The organism is Bacillus sp. CH140a_4T (genome assembly GCF_008923725.1).
Classification (GTDB): Bacteria; Bacillota; Bacilli; order Bacillales; family Bacillaceae_G; genus Bacillus_A.
The window spans coordinates 692,168-717,804 of sequence record NZ_WBPF01000005.1 but is presented as its reverse complement, the minus strand read 5'-3'; the positions used below and the strand labels follow the sequence as shown (position 1 = coordinate 717,804).

Below are 25,637 nucleotides of genomic sequence, written 5' to 3'. Positions count from 1 at the left end.
TGTTATTTTAGGTCTTCCCCATGAATTTACTATGTTGTTCCGCCCCTTCCTATTCCTGTATTACCTTTTTAAAAATTGGATTCATTATCCAAATTATCTCAAATTTATAGTATTTTCACAATTAATTATTTTTGAATAACATAACTCGTGTGCCTAAAAGCAACTTTAAGTTCTCTGTACAGATACTATTTGTAAAGGGAAAAAGTTCGACTTAAGAGTCAATTAATGAGAAAATACAAGTTGTAAATAACGTACTAGTTGAGGAGAGCATAATGAAATATAAAGTTATATTATTCGACGTAGATGATACATTATTAGATTTTCCTGAAACGGAAAGAAACGCATTACATAACGCGTTTGTACAGTTCGGGATGCCTACAGGGTATAATGATTATCTTGCAAGTTATAAAGAGATTAGTAATGGATTATGGAGAGATTTAGAAAATAAAATGATTACGCTAAGTGAATTAGCAGTAGATCGATTTAGACAATTATTTGTGCTTCATAATATAGAAGTAGATGCACAGCAATTTAGTGATGTATACCTTGAAAACTTAGGGAAAGAAGTACACCTTATAGAAGGTGCAGTGCAATTATGTGAGAAACTACAAGGTTGCAAGTTAGGTATTATTACGAATGGATATACGAAGGTGCAACAATCTAGAATCGGAAATTCGCCTTTATGTAATTTCTTTGATCATATTATTATTTCAGAAGAGGTTGGTCATCAAAAACCAGCACGTGAGATTTTTGATTATGCATTTGAGAAGTTTGGGATTACTGATAAATCAAGTGTATTAATCGTTGGAGATTCGCTAACTTCTGATATGAAAGGCGGAGAAGTTTACGGCATTGATACGTGTTGGTATAATCCGAGTTTGAAAGAAAATATGACAGATGTTAAGCCGACTTATGAAGTGGAGAGCTTGCTACAAATTTTAGGAATTGTGGAAGTGGCGGAAGAAAAGGTAGTTTCATTTTAATCGTGTTGATATATTTTGAGTTACGGTAGATATATTGGGAAAATCGTCGATATAATTTGAGTTGCGTTCAATTTATAGGTACGATCGGTGTAATAACTAGAGGTGAGTGAAAGATGTTAACGTTTTTATTTGAGTTAGACAAGGCTATTCCGCAGAAGGATGAGCCAAAGTATGATGCTTATACAAAAGGCTTTATTGAAGGGGATTTAACGATTCGCGCGAGTGACAGCGTACTTTTTCAGAAGTCATGTATGAAGGTCGCAGAGCTCGGCATTTATTTAGGACAGTGGATGGAACAAGTGCAACACGGTCAAAACGTACATATGAATTATGAAACGAGTGACCGTGAGGAAGTAATTCTCGGATTCTTTTATGAAGAGGACGATCAGTGGAGAGTTTCTTCTAGTTGGCAACAATTTGAACTTCAAGAGCGTATATCCACTACAGCATTAGTAGAGAGCGTTCAACGTTATTTGAATGAGCTCAATAAGGAACTGCGCGCGATAGAATATCCCGTTACGTTTGATCAGTACTTAAGAGGAGAGCGAATGATGAAGCTTTCTTACAAACGACTGTGTGATAGTAAAGCGGATACGACGTCGATAGAGGTTTATAATGAAAGCGAAAGAGTAGGCGTAGTACGGGGCTATTATAAAAATATGTTGATGAAAGTGCTAGACTTTATTCCGAAAGTCGGTAGTAATATCATTTATGAAATAAAGGATAGTAAGGACAATATTCGCGTCATTGCAAAGGATGTAAGTAGGCAGCGTCAAAGAAGGATTTTAGTAACGTACATCGATAATAATGATGCAGAGCATGAAATACTTGTATGTGATGGAAAGTTATTGGATGCAAATTTCATATTTACCTTTACATATAAGACAGAAGAATATGTTGTTCACAAAACTTCAATTGGGCTTGGAAAGTTATTACGAAACGGCTACGTAATCGCAGATTGGAATATTCGTCTTGAGGAAGATATGTATGATATCGAGATGGATGTATATGATGAAGATTATATAGAGGATCAATACTTACTGTTAGGCGTATTTCATGCGGTTTTGTATGGGTGATAGTTGTATAAATAAAAAATACCGGTATTCTTTGTGAAAAGAATGCCGGTATTTTTTATTAATCCTCGAAAATAAAAACCTCATCAATTGTACTATGAAGTGCCTTCGCGATATCGTGAGCAAGTTGCAAGGAAGGGTTGTATTTTCCTTTTTCGAGATGGCTTATCGTTTCACGGCGTACACCAACAGTTTTCGCTAAATCTTCTTGTGTCATATTCAATTTGGCGCGGTATTCTTTTATTTTCGTTACGAACGCCATGGTGCATCTTCCATTTCATCAACTGGTTTATCGTAAAAGAACAGAGAGAAGCCGAACGTAAGAATGAGTGTGCCGAAAATAAGAGCGATATCAATCTCTTGTAGCGCCGGGTTTGGAAATAACATTTCAATAAACATAATGATAGCGGTAGTTAGTAATGTAACGATAAAGGCATTGCGGCACGATTTATTGACGATTTGTTCAAATAGTTCATCGTGTTGAACCGTTCTATACGTTGTGAAAAAGGAGAAGAAACAGAACATAGTAAACAATCCTTTTTCATAAAAAAAGCCGAGGAAACCGAAGAAACCGAGAAATCCTAAATATTTAATACAAGTTGTTTTCACGATAGATTCTCCTTTCGGTGTTAGAAATAAATCACATTATGTTATAAATATATCACATATAGAAAAGTATAGTAATAATAGTTTTCCAATTCTTTTCATAATAATAGTAAAAAGAGGAAATATACTGCGAAATAAAGAGGATAATATTGTAAAATGATTGTAAGGAGGGGGAGGAAGGCATGCTAACTTGGATCATGATCGTTGTATTACTTGTAGTAATTACTGTAGTGGCGACGGTGTTAATTGGGCGAAATGGTGATGCGAATTATAGTAAAGCGACAAAAGGGAATATTAAACGGCTGACGATGATTTATATAATACTAGCTGTCGTTTTAATCGTTGGATTAGGTTTGTATATTTATTTTAAAGGTTGAAAAAACTGAAAAAATATAAAAATCTAAAAATAGAAGTATGCTATAATATTAATATAGTTATTTGGTAATTAAGGAAAGGATTGGATGGAATGATTGAAATTACGAATGTGTCAAAAAGTTATAACGGGTCTACTTATGCAGTAAAAGATTTAAGTTTATCAGTGCCTAGCGGAGAAATTTTTGGATTTTTAGGGCCGAATGGTGCGGGTAAATCAACGACAATTAAGATGATTACTGGTATTCATGGGGTGGACAAAGGGACGATTACGATTAACGGTATTGATATTATGAAAAATCCGATGGAAGCAAAAAAGACGTTTGGTTATGTCCCAGATAGCCCAGATATGTTTTTACGATTAAAGGGAATTGAATATTTAAACTTTATGGCAGATATGTATGAGGTACCGAAAGAAGTACGACAAGAACGAATCGAGTCTTTAGCGAAGAAATTTGATCTTTACAATGCGTTATCGGATCAAATTCAAAGTTACTCGCACGGTATGAGACAAAAAATCATTATTATTGGTGTGCTCGTGCATGAGCCGGATATATGGATTTTAGATGAACCGTTAACAGGGCTTGATCCGAAATCTGCCTATATTTTAAAGGAAATGATGAGAGAGCATGCGGATAAAGGAAAGATTGTATTTTTCTCTACACACGTATTAGAAGTGGCAGAAAAAATATGTGACCGCGTCGCGATTATTAATAAGGGAAATCTTCAGTTTAAAGGGAATTTAGATGAAATGAGAGATCATTTTAAATCCAATGAATCACTTGAAAAAATGTTCTTGGAGATGACGGGCAATGAGTAAAATTTGGACGTTAACGAAAGTATTATTGAAATTAAATTATGCAGATTTTATAACAGATAAGAAGAAGCGATGGGCGTATGTATTTTCATTTGCAGCCATTTTATTTGTTGGCTTTTTAATATTTGGTTCTATCACGCACGGAATGTATGAAGGTATGAAACAATTAGGTCAAGACCCAGGAATGATTATCGCAATGGGGCTTGCGATTGCGAGTATATGGGTATTTTTAATGAGTATTACGAACATTTTAACTGTATTTTACTATAGTAATGACATTGAAATGTTACTACCGTTACCATTAAAACCAGCGCAAATTATTTCGGCAAAATTTTTAACGGTACTAATAACACAATACGTAATGAGTTCATTCATTTTACTACCAATCTTTATTACGTACGGGTTAAAAAGTGGTGCATTTATTACATATTACATATACATGATTTTTATTTACTTACTCTTCCCGATTGTGCCGTTAGTATTAGCTTCATTACTGATGACAGTTATTATGAGGTATACAAATATAGCGAAAAATAAAGACCGAGGCAATATCTTTATTGGAATCGTAAGTATACTATTTATTGTAGGAATTAATGTATTTTTACAGTGGAAAAATAAAAGTTCGTTTTCTGAAGATGCAATTACGAATTACCTAGCGAGCAGCGAATCTTCTCTTTTAGTACAAATGACAAACTATTTTCCAACTACATATTTCGGAGCAGTGGCATTAGTAGAAAATGCAAATTGGAAGGGTCCTTTAAACGTAATCATCTTTGCACTTATTTCATTTGTATTTTTTGTGTTGTTTTATTACATTGCAGAGCGTACATATTTAAAAGGGGTTATTGGACTTTCAACGAGTACAGCAAAGAAAGAGGTCATTTCAGCAGAAGGTTTACAAAAATCAACGGTTCAAAGCTCACATTTAAAAGCGTATGTGAAAAAAGAATTTAAAACGTTATTCCGTACACCACAATTTTTCTTAAATTGTATTGTACAAACTTTCGTTATGCCGATTATGTTATTCTTTGTTTTATTCGTGCAAGATGGAAATTTAAAGTGGATCACAGGGTATATTGATAACCCAAAATCAGCAGGACTTGCAATTGGTGTTGGGCTTTGTGCATCGCTATTTTTAATGGGAAGTAACGTTATCGCAACAACATCATTTTCACGTGATGGAAGTTCATGGTTTGTGAATCGTTATTTACCTGTAAAAGCTTCGGATATCTTTTTTGCGAAAGCGATCACTGCTTGGTTAATTAATGTAATTATTTTGGCGGTATTCGGTATTACGATGGCAGCTGTAGCGGGGATATCTCCAGTATTTATGGTACTTTGGTTCTTACTAAGTGCGAACGGTTTATTGCTAATTAATTTAATCGGTACACGCTGGGATGCACAAACTGCAGATATACACTGGGATACAGAGCAGAAATTATTTAAGAGCCGATATACAACTTTGTGGAATTTTTTAGCTAATATTTTAATAGCTTTAGTTATTGTAGCAGGAGTAAGTTTATTATACTTCTTCCTTCAAGTAGGACTGTGGGTTATGTTTATTGTTTTATTTGTAATGTTTACGATTGTAAATTATATCTTCATTAAAATTTTAAAATTAGGTGCAGAACGTATATTGTCAAATATTGAATAAAAAGATAGATCCTCTGTATTCGTGCAGGGGATTTATCCATAGATGGAGGAGAAAAGGTGAAGAAAATAGCAATTGTAACAGGGGCAACTCGTCTGAATGGAATTGGTGCAGCTGTATGCAAGGTGCTTGCTCAAAAAGGGATAGACATTTTTTTCACGTACTGGTCTCAGTATGATAAAGCGATGCCGTGGGGAATGCATGACAAAGAGCCCTTTTTGTTGAAAGAAGAGATTGAAAGTTTAGGTGTTCGATGTGAAATGGCAGAAATCAATTTATCGCAGTCGTATTCGTCAAATCGTTTGTTTTATATGGTCTCAGAACGTTTAGGTGATCCATCTATTTTAATTAATAATGCAGCGTATGCTACTCATACGAGAATTGAGGACTTAAATGTAGAACAGTTAGATAAACATTATACAGTGAATGTTCGCGCTATTTTGTTATTAAGTTCATTATTTATAAAACATTATGCAAGCAAGGCGAGTGGAAGTATTATTAATCTTACTTCAGGACAGTCGTTAGGGCCAATGCCTGATGAACTAGCATACGCAGCGACGAAAGGAGCAATTGAAGCATTTACAAAATCAGTAGCACCAGTTGCGATGGAGAAGGGGATTACAGTGAATGCTGTAGATCCAGGACCGACGAATACAGGATGGATTACAGAGGAGCTGAAGCATCATTTAGTATGGAAGTTCCCGCAAGGTAAAGTAGGGGAACCGTCGGATGCAGCACGCTTAATTTCTTTTTTAGTAAGTGAAGATGCAAAATGGATTACGGGTCAAGTCATTCATTCGAATGGTGGTTATTCATAAATATATTATGTTAACAAATGTTGAGAAACAAAAAAATAAAAGAAAATATAATTTTTTTGTATAAATAAAATGTCAAGAAAGATAAAAATATGATAGGAGAGTATATCGTCATATGAAGATAGTAATTCTTCATGTGACAATATACTCTTTTTCTTTTGCTAGAGAGAAGAAAAATGAAGTAGAAGAAACTCGAATATTCAAATTGATTTATCGTTTTTTGTACGTATTATTATGAAGATTACTGTCGGAAAGATGGTAATTCGTATGAAAAGGGATTTTTTAAAGGGAAATCGAATCGTAAAGGGGAGGATAAATAAAGTAAACATAGGGGGATTTATATGAAAATGAAAAAGGTCGCTATCGCATCGATAACAATTGGTACAATGCTTACTATGGCAGCTTGTAGTCCTTCAGCAGATAAAGAAACAGAAAAGAAAGAGCAAGTAACAGCGCAAAATGAAGGAGAAGCAAAAACGACAAGTGCAGATGAGACGTCAAAAACAATGAAAGATACTGAAAAAGATACAAATACTTCTTCAAATGAAAAAACAGATAAAGATGCAAAAAATACGAAAGAATCATCAGGAACAGAAAGTAACGGTAAAACGTCATCTCAAAATGAGAATGTGAAAACAAAAGAAAAAGAGACGACAGGAAAAACGAATGACGAAACGACTAGCGGAAAAACGACAGATCAAAGTACAAGTACAAACTCAAACGGAAAAACAACGAAAGATCCGAAGAAAAGCGTAGCTGTGAAAACAAATGTAAAAGAAGTTGCGGCATTAGTTGATAGCTTAGACAAGCAATTAGCTGCCAATCCGAAATTAGAAACAGTAAATAAACTCGGAAAACAAATTAATGAAAAATGGGATGTGATTGAGAAAGAGTTAGAAGCATCACACCCAGCTGAATATAAAACAATCGGGCAAAGTATGTATCCGTTAATTGTAGGAGCGGAGAAAGAAAAGATAGATATTACTAAAATGAAATCATTAACGACGAAAACGAAAAAAGATTTAACTCAGTTATTAACGAAACTTTCGTAGTTTTAAAAGCCTACTTATGGGAGTAGGCTTTTTTTTGGGTGAGAGTGTAAGTAAAGTTTATGGGAATCCTAACGAAAAAGGATGGTGATAAAAATGACAATCGATCGAGTTTGTACAATTGGACCAGCAAGTAATAATAAAGAAACGTTAGCACAGTTAATAAAGAATGGTATGAAAATAGTGCGGTTGAATTTATCACATGGTACGCATGAAAGTCATAAAGATATCATTCGTTTAGTCAAATCGTTAGATGATTCTATTAAAATTTTAGGAGATGTACAAGGTCCTAAAATAAGGTTAGGTGAAATGAGCGGCGAACAAATTACACTTCAGGCGGGAAATTCTTTTATTTTGCATACGCAACCAGTTACAGGGAGCAATAGAGAAGCAAGTGTCGATTATGAAGGTATTGCGAATGACGTGAAAGTTGGCAGTAGAATTTTAATTAATGATGGCGAAGTTGAGTTAATCGTAGAGAAGGTAAGTACGGACAAAATAGAAACAAAGGTCAAAACAGGTGGTAATATCTCCTCTCATAAAGGGGTGAACTTACCAGGGGCAATCGTTAGTTTACCAGCTATTACAGAGAAAGATAAAAAAGATGTTCAGTTTCTTTTAGAAGAGGATGTTGATTTTATCGCATGTTCTTTCGTGCGAAAAGCTGGACATATAAAAGAAATACGTGATTTTATTCAGCAGCATAAAGGAACTTCCCCTAATGTAATTGCAAAAATAGAAACGATGGAAGCGATCGAGAATTTTCAAGATATATGTAAAGAAGTAGACGGAATTATGATTGCACGGGGCGATTTAGGAGTAGAGTTGCCGTATCAATTTATTCCGCTTTTGCAGAAAATGATGATTCAGGAATGTAATCGAACGAATACATATGTTATTACAGCGACACAAATGCTTCAATCAATGGTAGATCATTCTATTCCAACAAGGGCTGAGGTGACTGATGTGTTTCAAGCTGTACTCGACGGAACGAATGCAGTTATGCTTTCTGCTGAAAGTGCATCAGGAGAGCACCCGATTGAAAGTGTAAGAACATTACGTCTCGTTTCTGAATTCGCTGAGCATGTGAAAAAAGATGGTCCTTTTGTGATGAAAGATGTACTCGAATTGCTGCATAAGTCTTTGGATGAGTGATAAAGTGAAACTTTAATCAGTGGGGGTTTTGTCCATCCCCACTGATTATTAGTTGAACCAATCGGGCTTTTACGGGCAGTTGATCTCCTACCTAACACCTCCGCATTTGCTGAATTTTGAGGTGGGAGTCTTACTGCCCGTTAATGCGGGATAAATAAAAAGAGGGCGGATATGCATCCGTCCTCGTGTTTTTCATTCATATTATTCTTGCTCTTGCTCATCCAAAATTTTATCAAAAGCAGCAGATACTTTATCAAACTCTTCATCATTTTCAATGTATGAAAACTCATTATCTTCTTCTACTTTTAAAAAGAAAATATCAATGTCTTCCTCAGAATCTGTTTGAATGTCTTCTACGAAGGCAACTGCAATATATTCTGCGCCTTCGACATCCATTGCTCCAAGTACTTCTACTTCCTGATCCTCATTATTCTCATCACTGAGAGTAAACACTTCGCCAACTTCAATATCAGACATATCCATTCTCCTCCTGTTCGACTCTAAAAAATAGAGCGCTCAAACTGTATACATACTAACATATCTTTCCATGAAAAATCAATTTCATACATTAGAAAAACAACTGATGCCTCAATAGAATAAGTATTTAGCTAGAAGGAGTTTTATTTGTGAGTGCTATATTACTTAATCCATTCAACAATTGTATCCATAGTCTGTCTTGTTTTATCACGTTTTGGCTCTTCTTTACGGTAACCAAAGGCAACCATAACAGATACTTTAAGATTATCGTCTTTTATAATGCCTTCTTGACGAAGTAAAGAATCTACTTTTTCTTTATCAAATCCTTCTATTGGGCAAGAATCAATGCCAATTTGAGCTGCACTCGTCATCATATTACCTAAAGCAATATAAGATTGCTTAGATGCCCAATCAAATACAGCACGATCGGATTGTAACAAGTTAAAATCTGATTCCTGGAACTTTTTGAAGAATTCATATCTAATTTTTTGAGTGTCTTCAGGTAATCCAATAATATCGTTCATCATATATTTAATATACTCTGCATCATAATGCATATCTTTAATGTTTCTTGAAAGAACAATGACAAAGTGACTAGCTGTTGCAAGTTGCCCACCAGCGCCCCATGAATACGGTTGTAGTTTTTCTCTTACTTCTTTATTTTGTACGATAATAAATTTCCAAGGTTCATAACCAAAAGAAGAAGGAGATAACCTGCCTGTTTCTAAAATGAAATGAAAGTCCTCTTCTGAAATTTTGTGCATAGGATCGAATTCTTTACATGCATGTCTGAAATGAAAAGCCTCCATAATTTTTTCTTTTGTAATTTGTTTTGTATTTGTCATAAAAGTACCTCTTTTCATTAATTTATTTTTGTAAGTAAATTATATTTTTAAAGTAACATAGATACAAGTACGCACATTTATGTGTTATAGTATCAAAAAAGATACTATTGGTAAGGGAAGGGATTTATGATGGATTGTTCGAATGAAAATAATATAAATTACCCATTTCTAAATAAATATTCTTGTCCAGTTGAAGCAATGGTTGAGGTTATTGGTGGGAAATGGAAAGGGGTTATTTTGTATCATTTATTAGATGGTACAAAGAGGTTTAATGAATTAAAAAGATTAAAACCTAATATCACACAACGAATGTTAACACTGCAGCTGAGAGAACTTGAAGCAGACGGCATCATACATCGTGAAGTATACCGTGAAGTTCCTCCGAAAGTAGAATATTCGTTAACTGAGCTTGGTGAATCACTACGTCCAATGATTTTATTAATGATGGAATGGGCAACTCATAATATGGAGAAAGTTTTGGAGAGTAGAAATACAAAAAATAATAGTTAAGAGTTGTAGAAATAAAAGGTGTTTTCCATATGTGAAGACACCTTTTATTTCTATATTTTTTACTTTTTAACTTCAACTGCTGAAATTGCAAAGTCATTCAAGTTTACAGTTTTACCATACCAATCAGAGTGTTTGAAGATGATACCTTTACCATATCCTTCAGTTGAAGTACGATCCCATAGCGTTGTCGAATAGCTAGCAGTAGGGGATGCTGTACTTACAGAAGAAATTCTATTTTGCCAATTAGGAGGCAAATTTTTAAAACCGCTACTAAGAGAAAAATACTCGCCACCCTTATTTGCATGTTCATAGAAGTCTGTACTATTAGGTCCGCTCCCACCAACACCAAGGGGAGTGATTGTATGATTCCACCGTTGTTTATCTTTTTCAATAAAAGACTCTAAACTTTCTTTGCTCGAAAATCCATAAGATAACCAGTTTCCATTTTGATTTTGTTTCGGTAGAACTAATGTTATTTTTACGTCTTCCTTTGATGGAGCACCAAACTTGTTAAACGCATCTACTGTCTTTTCATCTACAGTTACATATTCAAAAGAGGTAATCAAATAATCCTTTTTGGTACTAGCTGATACTGATCCCAATCCCACAGTTAATGATGAAATGGCGACCACTGCACCTACTATCAATTTTTTAAGCATGAATTCATCTCCTTTAAACTAAGTTTTTTTTACCTAACTAAAATGTATGATAATTAACTTATATTGTAAATATTTAGAATTTTATAAAAATAAAACAGAATATTCTTTTATTAGTCTGGAGTAAGGAAAGTAATTTAAAAAAGGATTTACTTAAAAAGTAAATCCTTTTTGGGTGTTAATAATAAGCTTAGTTTTTGAGATGATTTTGTGATTTGCTAACCTAATTCAAAACTTTACTGATTAAAGTTTTATATTATCCAGCTATGAATCATACACTTCTTTTTTATTTGTGGAAGCAGCATCTAATAAAAGGAAAATGGCTGCTATAATATGTAGAACGATGTCTATATAAGGAAAGAAGGCAACTAGAGTAACGATAATACCTATATAATGAGCGTACGTATTCATGCCTGCTTTTTTAGCTAATAAAATAGTAGTGATATGTAAAGCAATCAATAGTAGTAAAGGTATCTCATCTAGGTTAACAAGACTTGGAAATATATAATAGCAAGGAAGTAATAAAAGATGATAGATTCCTGTAGTCCACTTTAGTGCTTGTATGTAGGTTTTCAAAGTAAATCCTCCTAAAACAATTCATATCTATATATTACCAAAAATAATAGGTAATTGGATATTAAATGTTTGTGTTTTTTAGTAGAATATAATTATTTTATGTTAACTAATTGTTTCGTTATCTATAAAATAGAAAACCACCCAAACGAGGGTGATTCGTATTATAAATAACTACTTAAAGAAGAAAGGGGAACCTTCACCTCACTACCTTCCTTCATATTCCGCAGCATAACGGTTTCTGTACTAAGTTCTTCTTCCCCAATAATAAGCACATAAGGGATATTCTCTTTATTTGCGTAATTAAGGGCACGTTTTAATTTGCGTTCTGCTAGTTCGAGTTCGACTTTTAAGGAAGTGGTAGCACGTAATTGCTGGGCAATTTGTAAACATTGTAACTCTGTCCCGAGTGGGATGATAAATACATCCGCTGTAGATGATATCGTTTCTTTCTGTGAGAGTGCTGTATAAATAACGTCTAAACCGAATGAAATACCGACTGTTGGATAGCTCATATTATCACCACGGAATGCCCCAATAATGTTATCGTATCGACCGCCGCTACCAATGCTGGATGTAATCGATCCATCTTTTAGGAAGATTTCATATACGGTACCTGTATACATTGTAAGTCCTCGCGCTAAAAATGGATTGAATATAGCATTTTCATTTATTCCGAGAGCGATTAAATATTGCTGTAATTGTTGTAATTCGTTTACTCCTTCGGCAACGAGGGGAGTATTGAACACATCTATAAAGTCAGCAATTGAAAGCTTTAGACAAGATAAGACGGTATTACATATCGTATCAGCCATTTCTTCAGAAATTCCGCGCTCTAATACATCTTTTCGTACACCATCAATCCCAATCTTTTCGATTTTGTCTAATGATAAAATGACGTCACTCGTTAGTTCAGTAGGGATGTTAATGGACTCGAGAATACCGTTTAATAATTTTCGGTTATTATATTGGATCGTTACTTCTAAGTTTAACGTTCGGAACAGTTCAAACGCCATACTCATAAGTTCCGCTTCTGCCATGACTGATTCTACACCGACTATGTCAACGTCACATTGAATGAACTCACGAAATCTTCCTTGTTTAATTGGACCATCTCGAAATACTTTTCCAATTTCATAACGTTTAAAAGGGAGGCGGATGTTCGGATTCATTGCCACGACTTTTGCGAATGGAATTGTTAAATCGTAGCGTAAGGCAAGGTCGCGTTTTCCTTGATCTTGAAGCGTATATATTTCTTTTAATATTTCATCACCACCACCGTACTTGTAAGACATAAGCTCATACATATTTAACGTTGGTGTTTCTAACGGTTTACATCCGTATCGTTCAAACGTATCTTCACAAGCTCTTTTAATTATATTTCGTAACACTTGTTCCTCTGGTAAATAGTCTTTCGTTCCTTTTACATTTTTCATTTCCATTATAATCACTCCTTTTTAAATTAAAAAAAGCTATGCAGGTATAAAAATACCCACATAGCTTTATGAACGCTTCGTGGGTCAACAGGAAAAGCCCTGTACCCACGAAGAAAAATTTTCTTCGGATACACGGCGTTACGTATGATGATGAAGTTGGAAAGAAGTATTAACATTTTGCATTACGAATCTCTCCTTAACATAAGTTTTTCCAAATTATATCAGATGATTTTCGAATTATCAATATTTTTAGTTTTGAAATATACGTGAAGTTATGTAGGAGAAATGGAAAAAGGTGTATAATAAAACTTAATAATATGAAATAACCTTTTAAGGAGAAAACCATGAAAAAAGATAAAACAAATGCGATGCGAATATTAGATAAAGAAAAGATCGAATATTCGATGATGTCATATGATCCGGACGATGGAAAAATTGATGGCGTATCAGTAGCCGAGAAAATTGGACGAGAAGTGAGAGAAGTATATAAAACGTTAATCGCTCAAGGGAATAGTAAAAATTATCATGTGTTTATTATTCCGGTAGATGAGGAACTAAATTTAAAAGCTGCCGCAAAAGCGGTCAGTGAAAAGAAGATTGAAATGATTCCTGTTAAAGATATTACGAAAGTGTCAGGATACATTCGCGGTGGTTGTTCACCAGTAGGGATGAAGAAGTTATTTTCAACATGCATTGATGAGAGTGCGCAATCGCTTGAAACGATCATCGTAAGCGGCGGGAAGATTGGTATACAAATTGAGCTGAAAGTTAATGACTTAGCGGAAGTGACGAGAGCGCAGTTTGGTGAGATAACGAAATAATGATACATAGGAAAAGAAGTTCTAGTTTTAGTGAATTTAGATAAAGATTTATAGGATAATTAGTCCGTTTTGTCTTAGAAAGGTGTAGATTTTTTTGAATACAAAATTAATCATAGTAGAAGGGCTTCCTGGTTTTGGGAAATCCACCACTGCAAACTTGCTTTACGATATTCTAATTGAAAAAAATATTGACGTTCAGTTATTTCTGGAAGGAAATCCAGACCACCCTGCTGATTATGATGGGGTATCTTGTTTTGATAAAAGTGAATTCGAAAGTTTGTTAGTGAATAGTGGTGATTTTAGGGAAGTAATTAGTGATAGAGTCACGAAGCGAGGAAACAATTATTTATTGCCATATAAAAAAATTAAAAATGAATCCAGCTCTAATTTTCCTGAAAGTTTATTAAATACCATTTTTAAAAATGATATATATGAATTACCGCTAGAGAAAAATATTGAATTAATAACTGAAAAATGGAGAGATTTTGTTGAAATAGCCAACAACGAAAATAAAATTTATATTTTTGAATGTTGCTTCATACAAAATCCATTAACAATCGGAATGGTTAAATATGGTGAAGAAAAAGAGAAAGTTAAAAGTTATATTAATGCATTAGCGAAAATCATAGAGAAATTAAATCCAGTATTGATTTATATAGAACAAGATGATTTAGAATTCTCATTCAGAAAGGTATTTAATGAAAGAGCAAAAGAATGGTCTGCTGGATTTATTGAGTATTATACAAATCAAGGGTATGGGAAAATGAAAGACTATCACGGTTTAGACGGAACAATTAAAGTTTTAGAAGCAAGAAGAGATATTGAAAGAGAAATATTTGATATGTTAAATATAAAAAAGACAAAAATTGATAATTCACAATATGAAGCTATCAAGTATAAGTCAATGATAATTGAAAGATTGAAATTACTTGAATTTCTAGATTAATGTAGTGCATTAAATGAGCAAGAAACTAAGGGTTTTTAACTTCGGCTTTCGAAAATGATGTAAATAGGCTGTTCACTGGATTCTTATAGAAAACTGTGATGAGATAAAATTTTTGAATTTGCAGCACTTCAAAATCTTAGCTAGATGGCTATGTATCGGTACCTGACAATAAAAAGGCAGGAACATATCAAATATGTTCCTGCCTTTGATTTTATTAAGTTTAATATCTATGACTTAAATATAATATAATTTGGAGCTTCTTTTTATTTTAGATGAATGCTTCCTAACGGGTGATTTTGTTAAGGAAAGTCGGCTTTAAATCCATATTTTATCTCACTATATGAGTGGAATAAGACTTATAGCTCAAAGTGAGGAAGATTAATTATTGGTAAAAGATCGGTCGTTGTAGGTCAATCTAATTCGAAATTTGGATTGTAAGTTTTTTCTGGTTATTATCCATTATGAAATGAAAAATACTATCGAATTCACTTATAAAAACGAACATTATAATTTTTTTCAATAAAAATGTTCACATTTAGATTGCGTGCACACTAAAAGTTTGATATATTACCAATATAATAATTTTACACATCATCACTCGTATATACTCGGTAATATGGTCCGAGCGTTTCTACCTAGTTCCCAATGAAAGAACTGGACTACGGGTTAAAGTATTCGGCCGTGCTATTTCATGAGCGCTACCGATCTATAATTTGGCATTTGTTTTATCTTTTGCTCAATTAACTTTGACTACCGTAGTTCTAGAAAGTAGAGATTCTTCTACAATTTCTAGAACTTTTTTGTTTGGACCAAAAGCATCGAGTATAGAAAACAACAAGAGAAAGAGGAGATTATTTATGAAGAAGAATACGTTGAAAAAATGTGCTGCCCTAGTAACTACTGTTGCATTGTCATTCTCAATACTTGCGGGATGTAATGCGGGTCCAAAACAAGTTGAGGCAAAAAGTAATCAAAAACCTATCTTAATTCAAGGACCAATGCCGATAGAAGCTGAAAAGTTTGCAAAAAGGTTAAAAAATGTGAAAGAAGAAAAGTCTGGAACTTTCGTATTTTATAAAGGCACTGTCGACAATTATCCTGTAATCGTAGCGAAAACAGGTAAAGGAATGGAAAATACAGCAGCCGCTACAGCAGTGGCTATTGAAAAATATAAGCCTAAGGCGATTATTAACCAAGGAACATCAGGTGGACACGATCCAAATTTAAACGTATTTGATATTGTTTTAGGAAAACAAGTAGCAAACATAGGTTCATTAAAAACAACAAATATGGATGAGAATCAAGGAATTGAACCGACAAAATGGATTTCAATGGACTTATTGGCTTCGGAAGGAAGTGCAGGAGAAGATCCAAATGCTGAGAAAATCCGATACTACGAGGGAGATAAGGATTTACTTGCAGCAGCTAATGCGGTAAAAGATAAATATACGAAAGGTAAAGTGGTGGAAGGGACTATAGGTTCAGCAGATCTTTGGAATAATGAAGTGGATAGAATTAAGTGGTTCCATACAAAATACGGTACATCTGTTGAAGAAATGGAAGGTGCTGCAGCGGCGCAAATTGCAAAAGCTTATGACGTACCATTTTTAGGGATTCGAGTATTATCTAACAATAAAACAAACGGCGGCAAATACAATCCAAATACAGCGGCGGCGAATCAAGAATATGTATATGAAGTAGTTAAAAAGTATATTGATACGTTGCCAAATAAATAGTAGTAATTCTGTCCCAACATAAAAATGTTATCATTACTGCACAATGTGTTGTGAACTCAGAATTACCAAAGTTCCTTTCATTAAAATAGATTGGTGCCTTACATGGTATCCAATCTATTTTTGTATTAATCCTTCAGAGGAAGAAGGGTTTTACAAAAAAATAAAGACAATTATAGAAAAAGGAAAAGTCAAACTATCATCTTAATTTTTATTCAAAATGTTTTTTGAACGATTTATCAAATATGCATAATTGCATAAAAAAATTGAAATTAATAAGTTAATATTAAACTACTTTTTAATTGTAAAGAATATTTTAATAATCTTTACTAGAGAAGGATATTCCTTGAGAAGTAGATAAACCAAAAGTGTGAAAATAATACAGACTCAATAGAGTTTTGTATTAAATAAAAAGAAAAGGATGGGTATGGCTTTCTAAAAGTTTTTTGGGGGTAGAAAGCACTTTTTAGTTAATAGCTTCAAATTATATTTTAAAGGGGAAATGGGTATATGAAGTTTCGAAATACAAAGCTTGCTATGGTTACACTATCTTCATTTTTTATTTTAGGTACTGCATCTTTATCATTCACAGATATCATACACGGTGAAGTAGCTTCTGCATCACCACAAGAGATTACTGTAAAAAGCTATGACGATACATATTATAATAATGCAATAGGAAAAACGGGTTTAGAATTAAAGAAGGAACTTCATAATATTATTGATGATCATACAAAGTTATCATACAGTGCGGTTTGGGAAGCACTAAGAGATACTGATGAAGATCCAAATAATAAAAACAATGTGATACTCTTATATACTGGGCGTTCGCAAGGGAAACTTACGAATGGTTCAGGAGTTGATAATTGGAACCGAGAGCATGTTTGGGCAAAATCTCACGGTGATTTTGGAACGACTGCAGGAGCTGGAACAGATTTGCATCATTTAAGAGCGACGGATGTATCTGTAAATAGTTCACGTGGAAATCTGGATTTTGATAATGGTGGTGTGAATCATTCGGAAGCGACAGAATGTAAATACGATAGTGATTCTTGGGAACCTCGTGATAGTGTAAAAGGAGATATCGCTAGAATGCTATTTTACATGGCTGTTCGTTATGAAGGAGACAACGGCGAAATAGACTTAGAATTAAATGAAAAGGTGAATAACAATAAAGATCCATACATGGGCAAACTATCCGTTTTACTAAAATGGAATGAACAAGACCCGGTAGATGATTTAGAGCGAAAGCGTAATGAAGTGATTTTTACGAAATATCAACATAATCGTAATCCTTTTATTGATCATCCGGAATGGGTAAATAAAATTTGGAACTAAAATACTTAAAGGTATTTTACTTTGATAAAAGGGATTGATCACTATGGTCAATCCCTGTTTATATCTATACTAGAATAAGTGATTTTTATAGGATTGGAGAATAGAATCAATATTTTATCAAGTTAAGTATAATATGAGCCTTTTAATACGGCCCCCACTCAATATTCACACCAACAATAAGAAAAATAAGTCCGAGGATAAACCAAATGAATGCAAGTGGAGCTATAAATCGAATCCATTTTCCGTAAGAAATGCCACTCGCTGCGAGAACGCCCATTAAAACACCGGAAGTTGGATTGAGGCAGTTCACTACACCTTCTCCAAGCATAAACAGCTTGTACAGTAACTTGGCGTGTAATATGGATGAAATCAGCTAATGGGGCTAATATCGGAATGAAAATAACAGATTCACCTGTCCCAGATGAAATGAGGAAATGTAATGCCGCACTACTTACATACATACCGAGAACGCCAAATACAGGGCTATGTCCTTCAAGAGACTGTGCTAGCTGATTAACAATTGTATCAAGTAATTTGCCTTGTTCTAGAATGACTGAAATACAACGAGCCATTCCGACGATTAAAGCACCGTAAATGAGATTTTGGCAGCCTGCTAGAAAAGTAGAAGCGATATCGTTTGCTTTCATGCCACCTATTATTCCTGCTGTAATTGCTATGAAAATAAAAGTAGCGGTCATTTTTGCGTTTATCCTTTTCTTACGCATACAAATTCTTGCAACATTAGACAGGGAAACGAAAATAATCAAAGAATATGTTATATAGAAAGAATAAGGAAAAGAGGGAAAAAGATGTGGAAAACTGCAGATTTATGTGATGAGTTTGAGAATGAATTACAAATATGTCGTCAGTCTTTTCGGTCTTTTGGGAAGAAAGAACAATTTCACGGGAAAATTGCAACAGTAAAAGTGAAGGATGATAATGTACTAGTGAAGGAAGGATTGCAAACTTTGCCAGAAGGAACGGTATTAGTTGTTGATGGTGGAGCATCCACGAATTGTGCGTTACTTGGTGATAATTTGGCAGCTATTGCGGAGGAAAGAAAGCTGGCAGGAATTATTGTGAATGGATATGTTCGTGATTCTAGTGAACTAAAGAATATTAATATTGGTATTTTAGCGCTAGGGACGATGCCAAATAGAAGTGTAAAAAAAGGAAAAGGCGAGAAGAATATTTCATTGCAATTTGGACAAGTAGAATGGAAGTCGAATGAATATGTGTATGCTGATGAAGATGGCGTTATTATTAGTGAAAAGAGTTTGCATCGTTAAGGGCTAGTAAGTTACTATTCTTAGAAAATAAATCCGATAAAGCATGGACAAAATTCTTTGTCAATAGTAAAATAATACAGAAATTTAAAATTAACAGAATGTATAGGTTTATCGTTTTACGATAACTTGAATGGAAGTCAGTTTTGCCTAGAAAAGTGGATGTTATCACAATGATACGTTCATAAACAAAATTATTTTCCCTATACAAATATAGCCGCGAATGATGCGGGTAGGAGGTGTTGCACAGTTTGTTCGACACTTACAAAAAAAGAGTGTCAATTGCACGCCCTTGAAGGGCCTTTTTTTGTGTAAATAGTAGTAAGGGAGGAAATTTTGGGATGGCAATGTTGAAAAAATGGCTGCTTACGTCGTTAATGGCAGTTACACTTGTATTTGTTTCTTTTGCGAATACAGTACATATTACGTTTGCTGAAGGAAATACAGCAAAACTTGCAATTATTGGGGAATCACAAAAGGGCATTATGTTATGTCCAAAAGAAGAGCAAATTAAAGATGGGGAAACAGCTTTAAGTTTGCTGCAAAAGGTCATGGGGGACAAAGTAGAATCTGAAACGATGTCGTTTGGAACATATGTAAAAGGCATCGACGGTTTGATGGCCGGGGCTACAAGTGGTTGGACGTACGATGTAAATGATACATCTGCACAAGTTGGGGCAGATAGTTATAAATTAGAGTCTGGTGATGTTGTTGTTTTCCGCTTTGTTTCAGACTGGAGCAATATGAGCCAGGAAACATTACAGCAAACATTAGATAAATTTGGTACTTGTAAAACTGTAGAAGAACCAAAGACAGATGATCCGAAACAAGAAAAACCAGAAGAACCAAAAACGGATGATCCAAAACAAGAAAAACCAGAAGAACCAAAAACGGATGATCCAAAACAAGAAAAACCAGAAGAACCAAAAACAGATGATCCAAAACAAGAAAAACCAGAAGAACCAAAAACGGATGATCCGAAACAAGAAAAACCAGAACAACCAAAGCAAGAGAACATTCAAATTCCAGCAGCGAAAGTAAATGAAGCAATCTCTAAGACATCTGAAAAGATGTTACAAGATGGAATTGAAAGTGATTGGGTAGCTTTAGGTCTTGCTCGTTCTGGAAAGAATGTTCCAATTGAGGCGAAATTAAATTATGTTAAGGCAGTAACTGAAAAAGTAGAAAAGCGTATTAATCGTTTTTCAGCGACAGATTTAGCTAGAACGATTATTATGATGAATGCAATGTATGCAGACCCTACAAAGGTAGGCGAACATAATTTAGTTCAAAAATTGTACGAATCAGATAAAGTGAATTCTGTTACAGGTTATACATTTGCTTTACTTGCATTTGATACGAAGAAATATGAAGTTCCAGTGAATTCAAAATGGAATCGAGTTGCTTTAGTTGATGCGCTTTTAAACGCGCAACATACAGATGGCGGCTGGACTTACGATAGTGCAAGCGGTAAAGACAGTGCTAGTAGCGTTGATGTAACAGGTATGGTTTTATCGGCATTAGCTCCTTATCAAGATCGACCAGATGTGAAGCCAGCTGTAGAAAAAGCTGTTGCCTATTTATATAAACAGCAGCTAGAAAACGGTGGTTTTTCTGCTGATGGACAAGAAAATTCTAATAGTGCTTCGCAAGCAATTATTGGATTATCACTTGTGAAAGATGTAGATCAAAACCGTCTACATAAGGCAATGCAAAATCTTCTGTCATACCAACTTCCAAATGGTGAATTCAAATGGTTACCAAGTGATCAAAACGGTAGCGGAATGGCAACAGAGCAAGCATTCTTAGCTTTACTTCAGTTTAAAGACCTTGGAAAATCGATTTATGATTGGTCAAATGTATCTGTTCCTGAAATCGATACGAAACCAAATGTGGATTCAGAAAATGTTGTAGTAGAAAAAGAAGTTACTGAACAACCACAAGAACAAAAACAAGTACAACAAGAAACGAAAGATGACACGCTAAAAGTTGTTGTCGATAATGAACCAGTTAAAAATAAAAAATCCGGAAACGGTAGCACGTTACCAAAAACAGGAGCATCTTCTCATAGTGCAGCTACAGAAGTAGGTATGGGTGTATTATGTATTGCTGCTGCATATGTATTATGGAGACGTAAAGCAGCTTAACAAAAATTAGGAGCAATCATTTGCTCCTAATTTTATCCCGCATTAACGGGCAGTAAGATCCCCACCTCAAAAGTTAGCGAGTGCGAGGAAGTTAGGTGGGGATTAACTGCCCGTAAAAGCCCGATTGGTTCAACTAATAATAAGTGGGGGGTGGAAAAGCCCCCCACTTATTAAAGTTTCACTTTATTATGAAAGGTGAGAGACAACATGAGTAAGATGAAGTGGTTTATTTCTTTAATGCTTTCACTGGGGCTACTTGCCGGGTGTGAAGAGGCAGCTGTAAAGCCTGAGAAAAAAGTAGAACCAAAGCAAGAAGAGGTAGCAAAACAAGAAGAGAAAAAAGATGAAGCGAAACCGGAAGAAAAGCCGGAGGAAAAACAAGCTGAACAAGAGCAAAATAAGCAAGACGAGCAGAAAGAGAAGCAAGAGCAAAAAGTAGAAGAGAAGCCGAAACAAGAAAAGCAACAGGCACAACCGGAAGTAAAGAAGGAAGAAAAACCTCAGGAACAGCCTGCTGCTAAGCAACCAGAACAGCAAAAAGCACAAGAAGAGAAACCACAACAGCAACAACAACCGAAAGCACCAGAAGTAAAAGAAGAAGCGAAGGTTGTGAATCAACCGAAAGAAACACCGAAGCAGGAGCAGAAGGTTGATCCGAATAAAGAGGAGAAAACGATACCGACTCCGACGGTTCCAAAGCCAGTGCCACCAAAAGTAGATCCAGAACCACCAAAACCACAAGCAAAACAAGTCACGATCTCAGTAAAAGGTGACAAAGGCTACTTGTTAGGTGCGAAAAAAATGGATGTACAAGAAGGCGATACTGTTTATAAAGTATTGCAACGTACAGGTTTAGATGTGGATGCAATGGGCTCTAAAGGTGATATTTACGTAAAAGGTATTAATGATTTATATGAAAAAGATGTAAATGATAATAGTGGATGGAAATATCGTTTGAACGGTTCGTTTCCAAACTATAGTGCGGGTGTAGTTACAGTGAAGCCAGGAGATACAATCGAATGGGTGTATGTATACTAAATTAAGAAAGGTATTCGGTAAAGGGCTATGAAAATAAGTTTTTCGTCTTTACATCCTTTTGTGAATTTTTTCTATTATATCGGGGTGATGATACTATGTATGATGTGTCTTCATCCTCTTTTTTTAATTGGAGCAATTCTATTAATCGTTATAATTAATGTGATGCAAGGGAATAGCGAAAAGATAAGAAAGATGTTACCGAGCACAATTGTTTTCTTTTTTATGGTCATTTTATTTAATTCGTTATTAACACATAGAGGTCGAACTACGTTATTTTGGTTAGGTGATAGCCGCATTAAGCTTGAGGCGATTATGTATGGAGTCGTAATGGGGTTATTATTAGTTGCGATTATGTTTACGTTTGCTTCGTATAATGATATTATTTCAAGTCATAAATTTTTATATTTATTTTCTAGAATTTCACCGAAAGTAGCATTGTTAACGATGATTACGGTGAGGTTTGTTCCTTTGTTTATGAGGCGATTACAGAAAATAACACTCGTCCAAAAGACAAAAGGTGTACAAGTAGATGCAGGTTCCATTGTGGAACGGGTGAAAAATGGTATGCAATTGCTGCAAGTATTATTAATTTGTTCGTTAGAAGATGCACTGCAGACAGCAGATTCTATGCAAGCTCGTGGATTTGGTGTAACGAAGCGTACGACATATATTCGGTATAGAATGGAAAAACGCGATTGGTACACGCTCAGTTATTTAAGTATTCTATTTATAGTTGCTATTGTATGTAGTACGTATGGCGGAGGAAAGTTAATCATTTATCCGAAAGTCGAATCTATTCTATTTCAGCAATACGATGGAATGATGTTTGGCGTATTTACGATGTTTATTAGTCTACCAATTATAATGGAAGGAAGGGAATGGTTATGGTGGCGCATGCAGAAATAAACAATTTATCATTTGTATATGCTGATGAAAACGAATATGCGTTACAGCATATTTCTCTTTCTATTCAAAAAGGAGAGTTTATTGCACTTGCTGGAGGATCAGGATCTGGGAAGACGACTTTATTAAAACATTTTAAAAAGGAATTACTTCCAATCGGTACACGTTCAGGAGAAATTTTTTATGATGACGTTTTATTAGAGGAAGTACCTGACTTATTATCTGCACAAGAAATTGGTATGGTATTTCAAAATCCAGAAAATCAGCTCGTAATGGATACGGTCATTCAAGAATTAGCATTTTCTTTAGAAAATATCGGATTACCATCACATATTATTCAAAAACGAATAGCAGAGCTCATTAGCTTCTTAGGATTTCAAGATTTATTGCATCAATCTGTTCATACGTTATCTGGCGGGCAAAAGCAGCTTGTTAATTTAGCTGCGGTATTAGTTATGCAGCCGAAATTATTATTATTAGATGAACCAACGGCGCAGTTAGATCCCATTGCTGCGAAAGAGTTTTTAGGATTGTTAAAACGTATTAACGAAGAACTTGGCATTACGATCGTTTTAAGTGAACATCGCTTAGATGAAGTGATACCACTTGCAACACGCGTTATTTGTATGAATAATGGCCAAATCGTCTATGATGGTACTCCTAAAACGGTTATAGCGAACATGTGGGAAGTTGAAAAATTCCGTCCATTTATTCCGCAAATTCCAAGATTGTTTTTAGAGTGGAACGCGGAAGATATTCCGTTTACAGTGCGAGAAGCGCAAATGAAGTTGAATAACTTTTCAGAGATATCATATGTGAATGAGCCAATAGCACAAAGTGAAAAGCAAGAAGTCATTTTAAGTGCAGAGCATATTTCGTTCCAATATGAAAAAAATAGTTCACTTATTTTACGAGACTTAACCGTATCGATTGAAAAAGGAAAATGGGTAGCTCTCGTTGGAAAAAACGGTACAGGGAAGTCTACACTGTTAGCGATTTTAGCAGGTTTACAAAAAGCGAGAAGAGGGAAAGTAAAGTGGAATGGAAAATTGATACATAAAATTGATTCGAAAGAACGATTTAAAAGTATCGGGTACGTATCGCAGCATCCGTATTATCATTTTACATTTGATACAGTGTGGGAAGAAGTGTATGAACGTGCACGTGAGTTATACGGGGAACAAGGAAAAGAAATAGCAGAAGATATGCTAAAACAGTTTTGGTTGAGCTCGCTTAAAGAACGCCATCCGCACGATTGTAGCGGAGGAGAGCAACAATTACTTGCACTATGTACAACATTATTATCAAAGCCGACTTTATTATTACTTGATGAACCGACAAAGGGATTAGATCCGTGGAAAAAAGAAAGAGTAGGAGAGCTATTTAGGAAGTTGCAAAAAGAAGGTACAACAATTGTAATGGCGACGCATGATATTGAGTTTGCAGCGAAATACGTTGATCAATGTATGATGTTATTTGACGGAGCAGTCATTATGAATGATGCACCGAAAGAATTTTTTAGTGGAAACTTCTTTTATACAACATCTATCAATCGATTCATTCGAAAAGAATTGCCATTTGCATTAACGTGGGAGGATGTGTACGAAGCGTGTCCAAACGATATGTTGCATTCATAGTATGTATTTTTGCAGTAATAATAGGCATATTACTCTTTACGACACTTATCATGGACGGTTATTACATGTTAAGTAGTTTGTTTTTATTAGTTGTTATTATGTTACCTTTCTATATCCGCTTTGAAAGAAAGGCGTTTGTTTCACGTGAAATTGTTCTCGTTGCTGTGTTAGCGGCAATTGCAGCAGTTAGCCGCGTACCCTTTTCGATATTGCCAAGTGTACAGCCGACTTCTTTTGTCATTATCGTTTCTGCGATCGTATTTGGGAGTGAAACTGGTTTTATGATCGGGGCAACAGCGGCTATCGTATCTAACATCTTTTTAGGACAAGGTCCGTGGACGCCGTGGCAAATGTTTTCGTGGGGGATGATTGGTTTTATAGCTGGATTATTACGTAATACATTTTTAATGAAAAAGCTATGGGGAAGACTACTATACGGATTGTTTGTTGGATTTTTATTTGGCTGGATTATGAACTTCTGGGGGCTTCTCGGTTTTATACAGGAAGCAACGTGGGAAACAGTTGTCGCGTACTATGTTGCGAGTTTTTATTTCGATTTGAGCCATGCGATTTCGAATGTTATTTTCTTACTATTATTTAGTACGTCTTGGATTACGATTCTTACAAGATTCAAAAAGAAATATGGCATATTAGATAAGCATAACATGGCATAGAAAAGCATATTCATATAAGGTAGGGTCGCGACTTACATATTCGTTTGCCTCTTTCATGCTTCTTACATATTGTAAGGAGCATTTTTTATTGTCAAA

General features: G+C 34.8%; 26 protein-coding genes, 1 pseudogene and 1 riboswitch. Of the genes and pseudogenes, 19 read left to right on the top strand and 8 right to left on the bottom strand.

Annotated features, from left to right (window positions below):
- Positions 1 to 272: 272 nt before the first annotated feature.
- On the top strand, positions 273 to 983 hold the full coding sequence (locus F8162_RS04735; RefSeq protein WP_151634535.1) for a YjjG family noncanonical pyrimidine nucleotidase: 711 nt from the start codon (positions 273 to 275) through the stop codon (positions 981 to 983).
- A gap of 113 nt (positions 984 to 1,096) precedes the next feature.
- Positions 1,097 to 2,059, top strand: a complete 963-nt coding sequence (locus tag F8162_RS04730; RefSeq protein ID WP_151634537.1) for a cytoplasmic protein — start codon at positions 1,097 to 1,099, stop codon at positions 2,057 to 2,059.
- 58 nt (positions 2,060 to 2,117) lie between these two features.
- Here F8162_RS04730 and F8162_RS04725 read toward each other — a convergent pair whose 3' ends face one another.
- Both F8162_RS04725 and F8162_RS04720 read right to left on the bottom strand, forming a co-directional pair.
- On the bottom strand, positions 2,118 to 2,318 hold the full coding sequence (locus F8162_RS04725; protein ID WP_000896309.1) for a helix-turn-helix transcriptional regulator: 201 nt from the start codon (positions 2,316 to 2,318) through the stop codon (positions 2,118 to 2,120).
- Positions 2,306 to 2,665, bottom strand: a complete 360-nt coding sequence (locus tag F8162_RS04720; protein WP_151634539.1) for a DUF3796 domain-containing protein — start codon at positions 2,663 to 2,665, stop codon at positions 2,306 to 2,308. The genes F8162_RS04725 and F8162_RS04720 overlap by 13 nt, the downstream gene beginning before the upstream one ends.
- Positions 2,666 to 2,844: 179 nt before the next feature.
- On the opposite strand from F8162_RS04720, the gene F8162_RS04715 reads away from it, so the two are divergent.
- The 6 genes from F8162_RS04715 (at position 2,845) to F8162_RS04690 (ending at position 8,521) form a co-directional block, all read left to right on the top strand.
- The gene (locus tag F8162_RS04715) at positions 2,845 to 3,039 is read left to right on the top strand and encodes a hypothetical protein (RefSeq protein WP_151634541.1); all 195 of its coding nucleotides are present in this window, start codon (positions 2,845 to 2,847) and stop codon (positions 3,037 to 3,039) included.
- An 89-nt stretch (positions 3,040 to 3,128) separates the two neighbouring features.
- The gene (locus F8162_RS04710) at positions 3,129 to 3,854 is read left to right on the top strand and encodes an ABC transporter ATP-binding protein (RefSeq protein ID WP_151634543.1); all 726 of its coding nucleotides are present in this window, start codon (positions 3,129 to 3,131) and stop codon (positions 3,852 to 3,854) included.
- Positions 3,847 to 5,505: a putative ABC transporter permease subunit gene (locus tag F8162_RS04705; RefSeq protein WP_151634545.1), complete on the top strand. Its 1,659-nt coding sequence runs from the start codon at positions 3,847 to 3,849 to the stop codon at positions 5,503 to 5,505. The genes F8162_RS04710 and F8162_RS04705 overlap by 8 nt, the downstream gene beginning before the upstream one ends.
- A gap of 56 nt (positions 5,506 to 5,561) precedes the next feature.
- A complete protein-coding gene (locus F8162_RS04700) occupies positions 5,562 to 6,320 on the top strand; it encodes an SDR family oxidoreductase (protein ID WP_151634547.1) in 759 nt (252 codons plus the stop codon).
- A gap of 338 nt (positions 6,321 to 6,658) precedes the next feature.
- Positions 6,659 to 7,369: a hypothetical protein gene (locus F8162_RS04695; protein WP_151634549.1), complete on the top strand. Its 711-nt coding sequence runs from the start codon at positions 6,659 to 6,661 to the stop codon at positions 7,367 to 7,369.
- An 81-nt stretch (positions 7,370 to 7,450) separates the two neighbouring features.
- Entirely contained in the window at positions 7,451 to 8,521 is a 1,071-nt protein-coding gene (locus F8162_RS04690) for a pyruvate kinase (RefSeq protein ID WP_151634551.1), read from the top strand.
- Positions 8,522 to 8,722: 201 nt separating this feature from the next.
- Here the strand turns inward: F8162_RS04690 and F8162_RS04680 are convergent, their stop codons facing one another.
- Together F8162_RS04680 and F8162_RS04675 are read right to left on the bottom strand one after the other, a co-directional pair.
- Entirely contained in the window at positions 8,723 to 9,004 is a 282-nt protein-coding gene (locus F8162_RS04680; protein WP_097819705.1) for a DUF1292 domain-containing protein, read from the bottom strand.
- A gap of 155 nt (positions 9,005 to 9,159) precedes the next feature.
- Entirely contained in the window at positions 9,160 to 9,843 is a 684-nt protein-coding gene (locus F8162_RS04675) for an NAD(P)H-dependent oxidoreductase (protein WP_151634554.1), read from the bottom strand.
- Between the two features lie 129 nt (positions 9,844 to 9,972).
- Here F8162_RS04675 and F8162_RS04670 point away from each other — a divergent pair, with 129 nt between their 5' ends.
- The gene (locus F8162_RS04670; protein ID WP_000340656.1) at positions 9,973 to 10,353 is read left to right on the top strand and encodes a winged helix-turn-helix transcriptional regulator; all 381 of its coding nucleotides are present in this window, start codon (positions 9,973 to 9,975) and stop codon (positions 10,351 to 10,353) included.
- 59 nt (positions 10,354 to 10,412) lie between these two features.
- On the opposite strand, the gene F8162_RS04665 is transcribed toward F8162_RS04670, so the two are convergent.
- The 3 genes from F8162_RS04665 to F8162_RS04655 all read right to left on the bottom strand — a co-directional run bounded on the left by F8162_RS04665 (position 10,413) and on the right by F8162_RS04655 (position 13,024).
- Positions 10,413 to 11,012, bottom strand: coding sequence for a hypothetical protein (locus F8162_RS04665; protein ID WP_151634556.1), 600 nt, complete (start codon positions 11,010 to 11,012; stop codon positions 10,413 to 10,415).
- 261 nt (positions 11,013 to 11,273) lie between these two features.
- Positions 11,274 to 11,585 carry a hypothetical protein gene (locus F8162_RS04660; protein ID WP_151634558.1) on the bottom strand — a complete coding sequence of 104 codons (312 nt, stop codon included), beginning with the start codon at positions 11,583 to 11,585 and terminating at the stop codon, positions 11,274 to 11,276.
- A gap of 161 nt (positions 11,586 to 11,746) precedes the next feature.
- Entirely contained in the window at positions 11,747 to 13,024 is a 1,278-nt protein-coding gene (locus F8162_RS04655) for a histidine--tRNA ligase (RefSeq protein ID WP_151634560.1), read from the bottom strand.
- Between the two features lie 338 nt (positions 13,025 to 13,362).
- Between F8162_RS04655 and ybaK the strand changes: the two genes are divergently transcribed.
- From ybaK to F8162_RS04635, 4 genes are all read left to right on the top strand, one after another.
- Complete coding sequence (gene ybaK / locus F8162_RS04650; RefSeq protein ID WP_151634562.1) at positions 13,363 to 13,839, top strand: Cys-tRNA(Pro) deacylase; 477 nt, start codon at positions 13,363 to 13,365, stop codon at positions 13,837 to 13,839.
- Between the two features lie 94 nt (positions 13,840 to 13,933).
- Positions 13,934 to 14,785: a hypothetical protein gene (locus F8162_RS04645; protein ID WP_151634564.1), complete on the top strand. Its 852-nt coding sequence runs from the start codon at positions 13,934 to 13,936 to the stop codon at positions 14,783 to 14,785.
- Positions 14,786 to 15,363: 578 nt separating this feature from the next.
- Positions 15,364 to 15,467: riboswitch (purine riboswitch) on the top strand.
- Between the two features lie 175 nt (positions 15,468 to 15,642).
- The gene (locus F8162_RS04640) at positions 15,643 to 16,521 is read left to right on the top strand and encodes a 5'-methylthioadenosine/S-adenosylhomocysteine nucleosidase (RefSeq protein WP_151634566.1); all 879 of its coding nucleotides are present in this window, start codon (positions 15,643 to 15,645) and stop codon (positions 16,519 to 16,521) included.
- A 507-nt stretch (positions 16,522 to 17,028) separates the two neighbouring features.
- Entirely contained in the window at positions 17,029 to 17,856 is an 828-nt protein-coding gene (locus F8162_RS04635) for an endonuclease I family protein (RefSeq protein ID WP_016135002.1), read from the top strand.
- Positions 17,857 to 17,998: 142 nt separating this feature from the next.
- On the opposite strand, the pseudogene F8162_RS04630 reads toward F8162_RS04635, so the two are convergent.
- Positions 17,999 to 18,623: pseudogene (locus F8162_RS04630) on the bottom strand (Na+/H+ antiporter NhaC family protein); the annotation flags it as partial.
- 42 nt (positions 18,624 to 18,665) lie between these two features.
- Here F8162_RS04630 and rraA point away from each other — a divergent pair.
- From rraA to F8162_RS04600, 6 genes are all read left to right on the top strand, one after another.
- On the top strand, positions 18,666 to 19,145 hold the full coding sequence (gene rraA / locus F8162_RS04625; protein WP_151634568.1) for a ribonuclease E activity regulator RraA: 480 nt from the start codon (positions 18,666 to 18,668) through the stop codon (positions 19,143 to 19,145).
- A gap of 338 nt (positions 19,146 to 19,483) precedes the next feature.
- Positions 19,484 to 21,289, top strand: coding sequence for a DUF4430 domain-containing protein (locus tag F8162_RS04620; protein ID WP_151634570.1), 1,806 nt, complete (start codon positions 19,484 to 19,486; stop codon positions 21,287 to 21,289).
- A gap of 207 nt (positions 21,290 to 21,496) precedes the next feature.
- Positions 21,497 to 22,327, top strand: coding sequence for a DUF4430 domain-containing protein (locus F8162_RS04615; protein WP_151634572.1), 831 nt, complete (start codon positions 21,497 to 21,499; stop codon positions 22,325 to 22,327).
- A 27-nt stretch (positions 22,328 to 22,354) separates the two neighbouring features.
- On the top strand, positions 22,355 to 23,233 hold the full coding sequence (locus tag F8162_RS04610; RefSeq protein ID WP_151634574.1) for an energy-coupling factor transporter transmembrane component T: 879 nt from the start codon (positions 22,355 to 22,357) through the stop codon (positions 23,231 to 23,233).
- On the top strand, positions 23,206 to 24,867 hold the full coding sequence (locus F8162_RS04605; RefSeq protein ID WP_151634576.1) for an ABC transporter ATP-binding protein: 1,662 nt from the start codon (positions 23,206 to 23,208) through the stop codon (positions 24,865 to 24,867). Before F8162_RS04610 ends, F8162_RS04605 begins: the two co-directional genes overlap by 28 nt.
- Positions 24,840 to 25,541: an ECF transporter S component gene (locus F8162_RS04600; protein WP_151634578.1), complete on the top strand. Its 702-nt coding sequence runs from the start codon at positions 24,840 to 24,842 to the stop codon at positions 25,539 to 25,541. The genes F8162_RS04605 and F8162_RS04600 overlap by 28 nt, the downstream gene beginning before the upstream one ends.
- The last annotated feature ends 96 nt before the right edge of the window (positions 25,542 to 25,637 follow it).

Coding starts and splice junctions, on each gene's coding strand:
- F8162_RS04610 (WP_151634574.1), top strand. CDS start 22,355: ATGAAAATAAGTTTTTCGTCTTTACATCCTTTTGTGAATTTTTTCTAT.
- rraA (WP_151634568.1), top strand. CDS start 18,666: ATGTGGAAAACTGCAGATTTATGTGATGAGTTTGAGAATGAATTACAA.
- F8162_RS04670 (WP_000340656.1), top strand. CDS start 9,973: ATGGATTGTTCGAATGAAAATAATATAAATTACCCATTTCTAAATAAA.
- F8162_RS04675 (WP_151634554.1), bottom strand. CDS start 9,843: ATGACAAATACAAAACAAATTACAAAAGAAAAAATTATGGAGGCTTTT.
- F8162_RS04615 (WP_151634572.1), top strand. CDS start 21,497: ATGAGTAAGATGAAGTGGTTTATTTCTTTAATGCTTTCACTGGGGCTA.
- F8162_RS04715 (WP_151634541.1), top strand. CDS start 2,845: ATGCTAACTTGGATCATGATCGTTGTATTACTTGTAGTAATTACTGTA.
- F8162_RS04640 (WP_151634566.1), top strand. CDS start 15,643: ATGAAGAAGAATACGTTGAAAAAATGTGCTGCCCTAGTAACTACTGTT.
- F8162_RS04735 (WP_151634535.1), top strand. CDS start 273: ATGAAATATAAAGTTATATTATTCGACGTAGATGATACATTATTAGAT.
- F8162_RS04725 (WP_000896309.1), bottom strand. CDS start 2,318: ATGGCGTTCGTAACGAAAATAAAAGAATACCGCGCCAAATTGAATATG.
- F8162_RS04710 (WP_151634543.1), top strand. CDS start 3,129: ATGATTGAAATTACGAATGTGTCAAAAAGTTATAACGGGTCTACTTAT.
- F8162_RS04690 (WP_151634551.1), top strand. CDS start 7,451: ATGGTGATAAAAATGACAATCGATCGAGTTTGTACAATTGGACCAGCA.
- F8162_RS04635 (WP_016135002.1), top strand. CDS start 17,029: ATGAAGTTTCGAAATACAAAGCTTGCTATGGTTACACTATCTTCATTT.
- F8162_RS04665 (WP_151634556.1), bottom strand. CDS start 11,012: ATGCTTAAAAAATTGATAGTAGGTGCAGTGGTCGCCATTTCATCATTA.
- F8162_RS04695 (WP_151634549.1), top strand. CDS start 6,659: ATGAAAATGAAAAAGGTCGCTATCGCATCGATAACAATTGGTACAATG.
- F8162_RS04620 (WP_151634570.1), top strand. CDS start 19,484: ATGGCAATGTTGAAAAAATGGCTGCTTACGTCGTTAATGGCAGTTACA.
- F8162_RS04655 (WP_151634560.1), bottom strand. CDS start 13,024: ATGGAAATGAAAAATGTAAAAGGAACGAAAGACTATTTACCAGAGGAA.
- F8162_RS04730 (WP_151634537.1), top strand. CDS start 1,097: ATGTTAACGTTTTTATTTGAGTTAGACAAGGCTATTCCGCAGAAGGAT.
- F8162_RS04605 (WP_151634576.1), top strand. CDS start 23,206: ATGGTTATGGTGGCGCATGCAGAAATAAACAATTTATCATTTGTATAT.
- ybaK (WP_151634562.1), top strand. CDS start 13,363: ATGAAAAAAGATAAAACAAATGCGATGCGAATATTAGATAAAGAAAAG.
- F8162_RS04680 (WP_097819705.1), bottom strand. CDS start 9,004: ATGGATATGTCTGATATTGAAGTTGGCGAAGTGTTTACTCTCAGTGAT.
- F8162_RS04705 (WP_151634545.1), top strand. CDS start 3,847: ATGAGTAAAATTTGGACGTTAACGAAAGTATTATTGAAATTAAATTAT.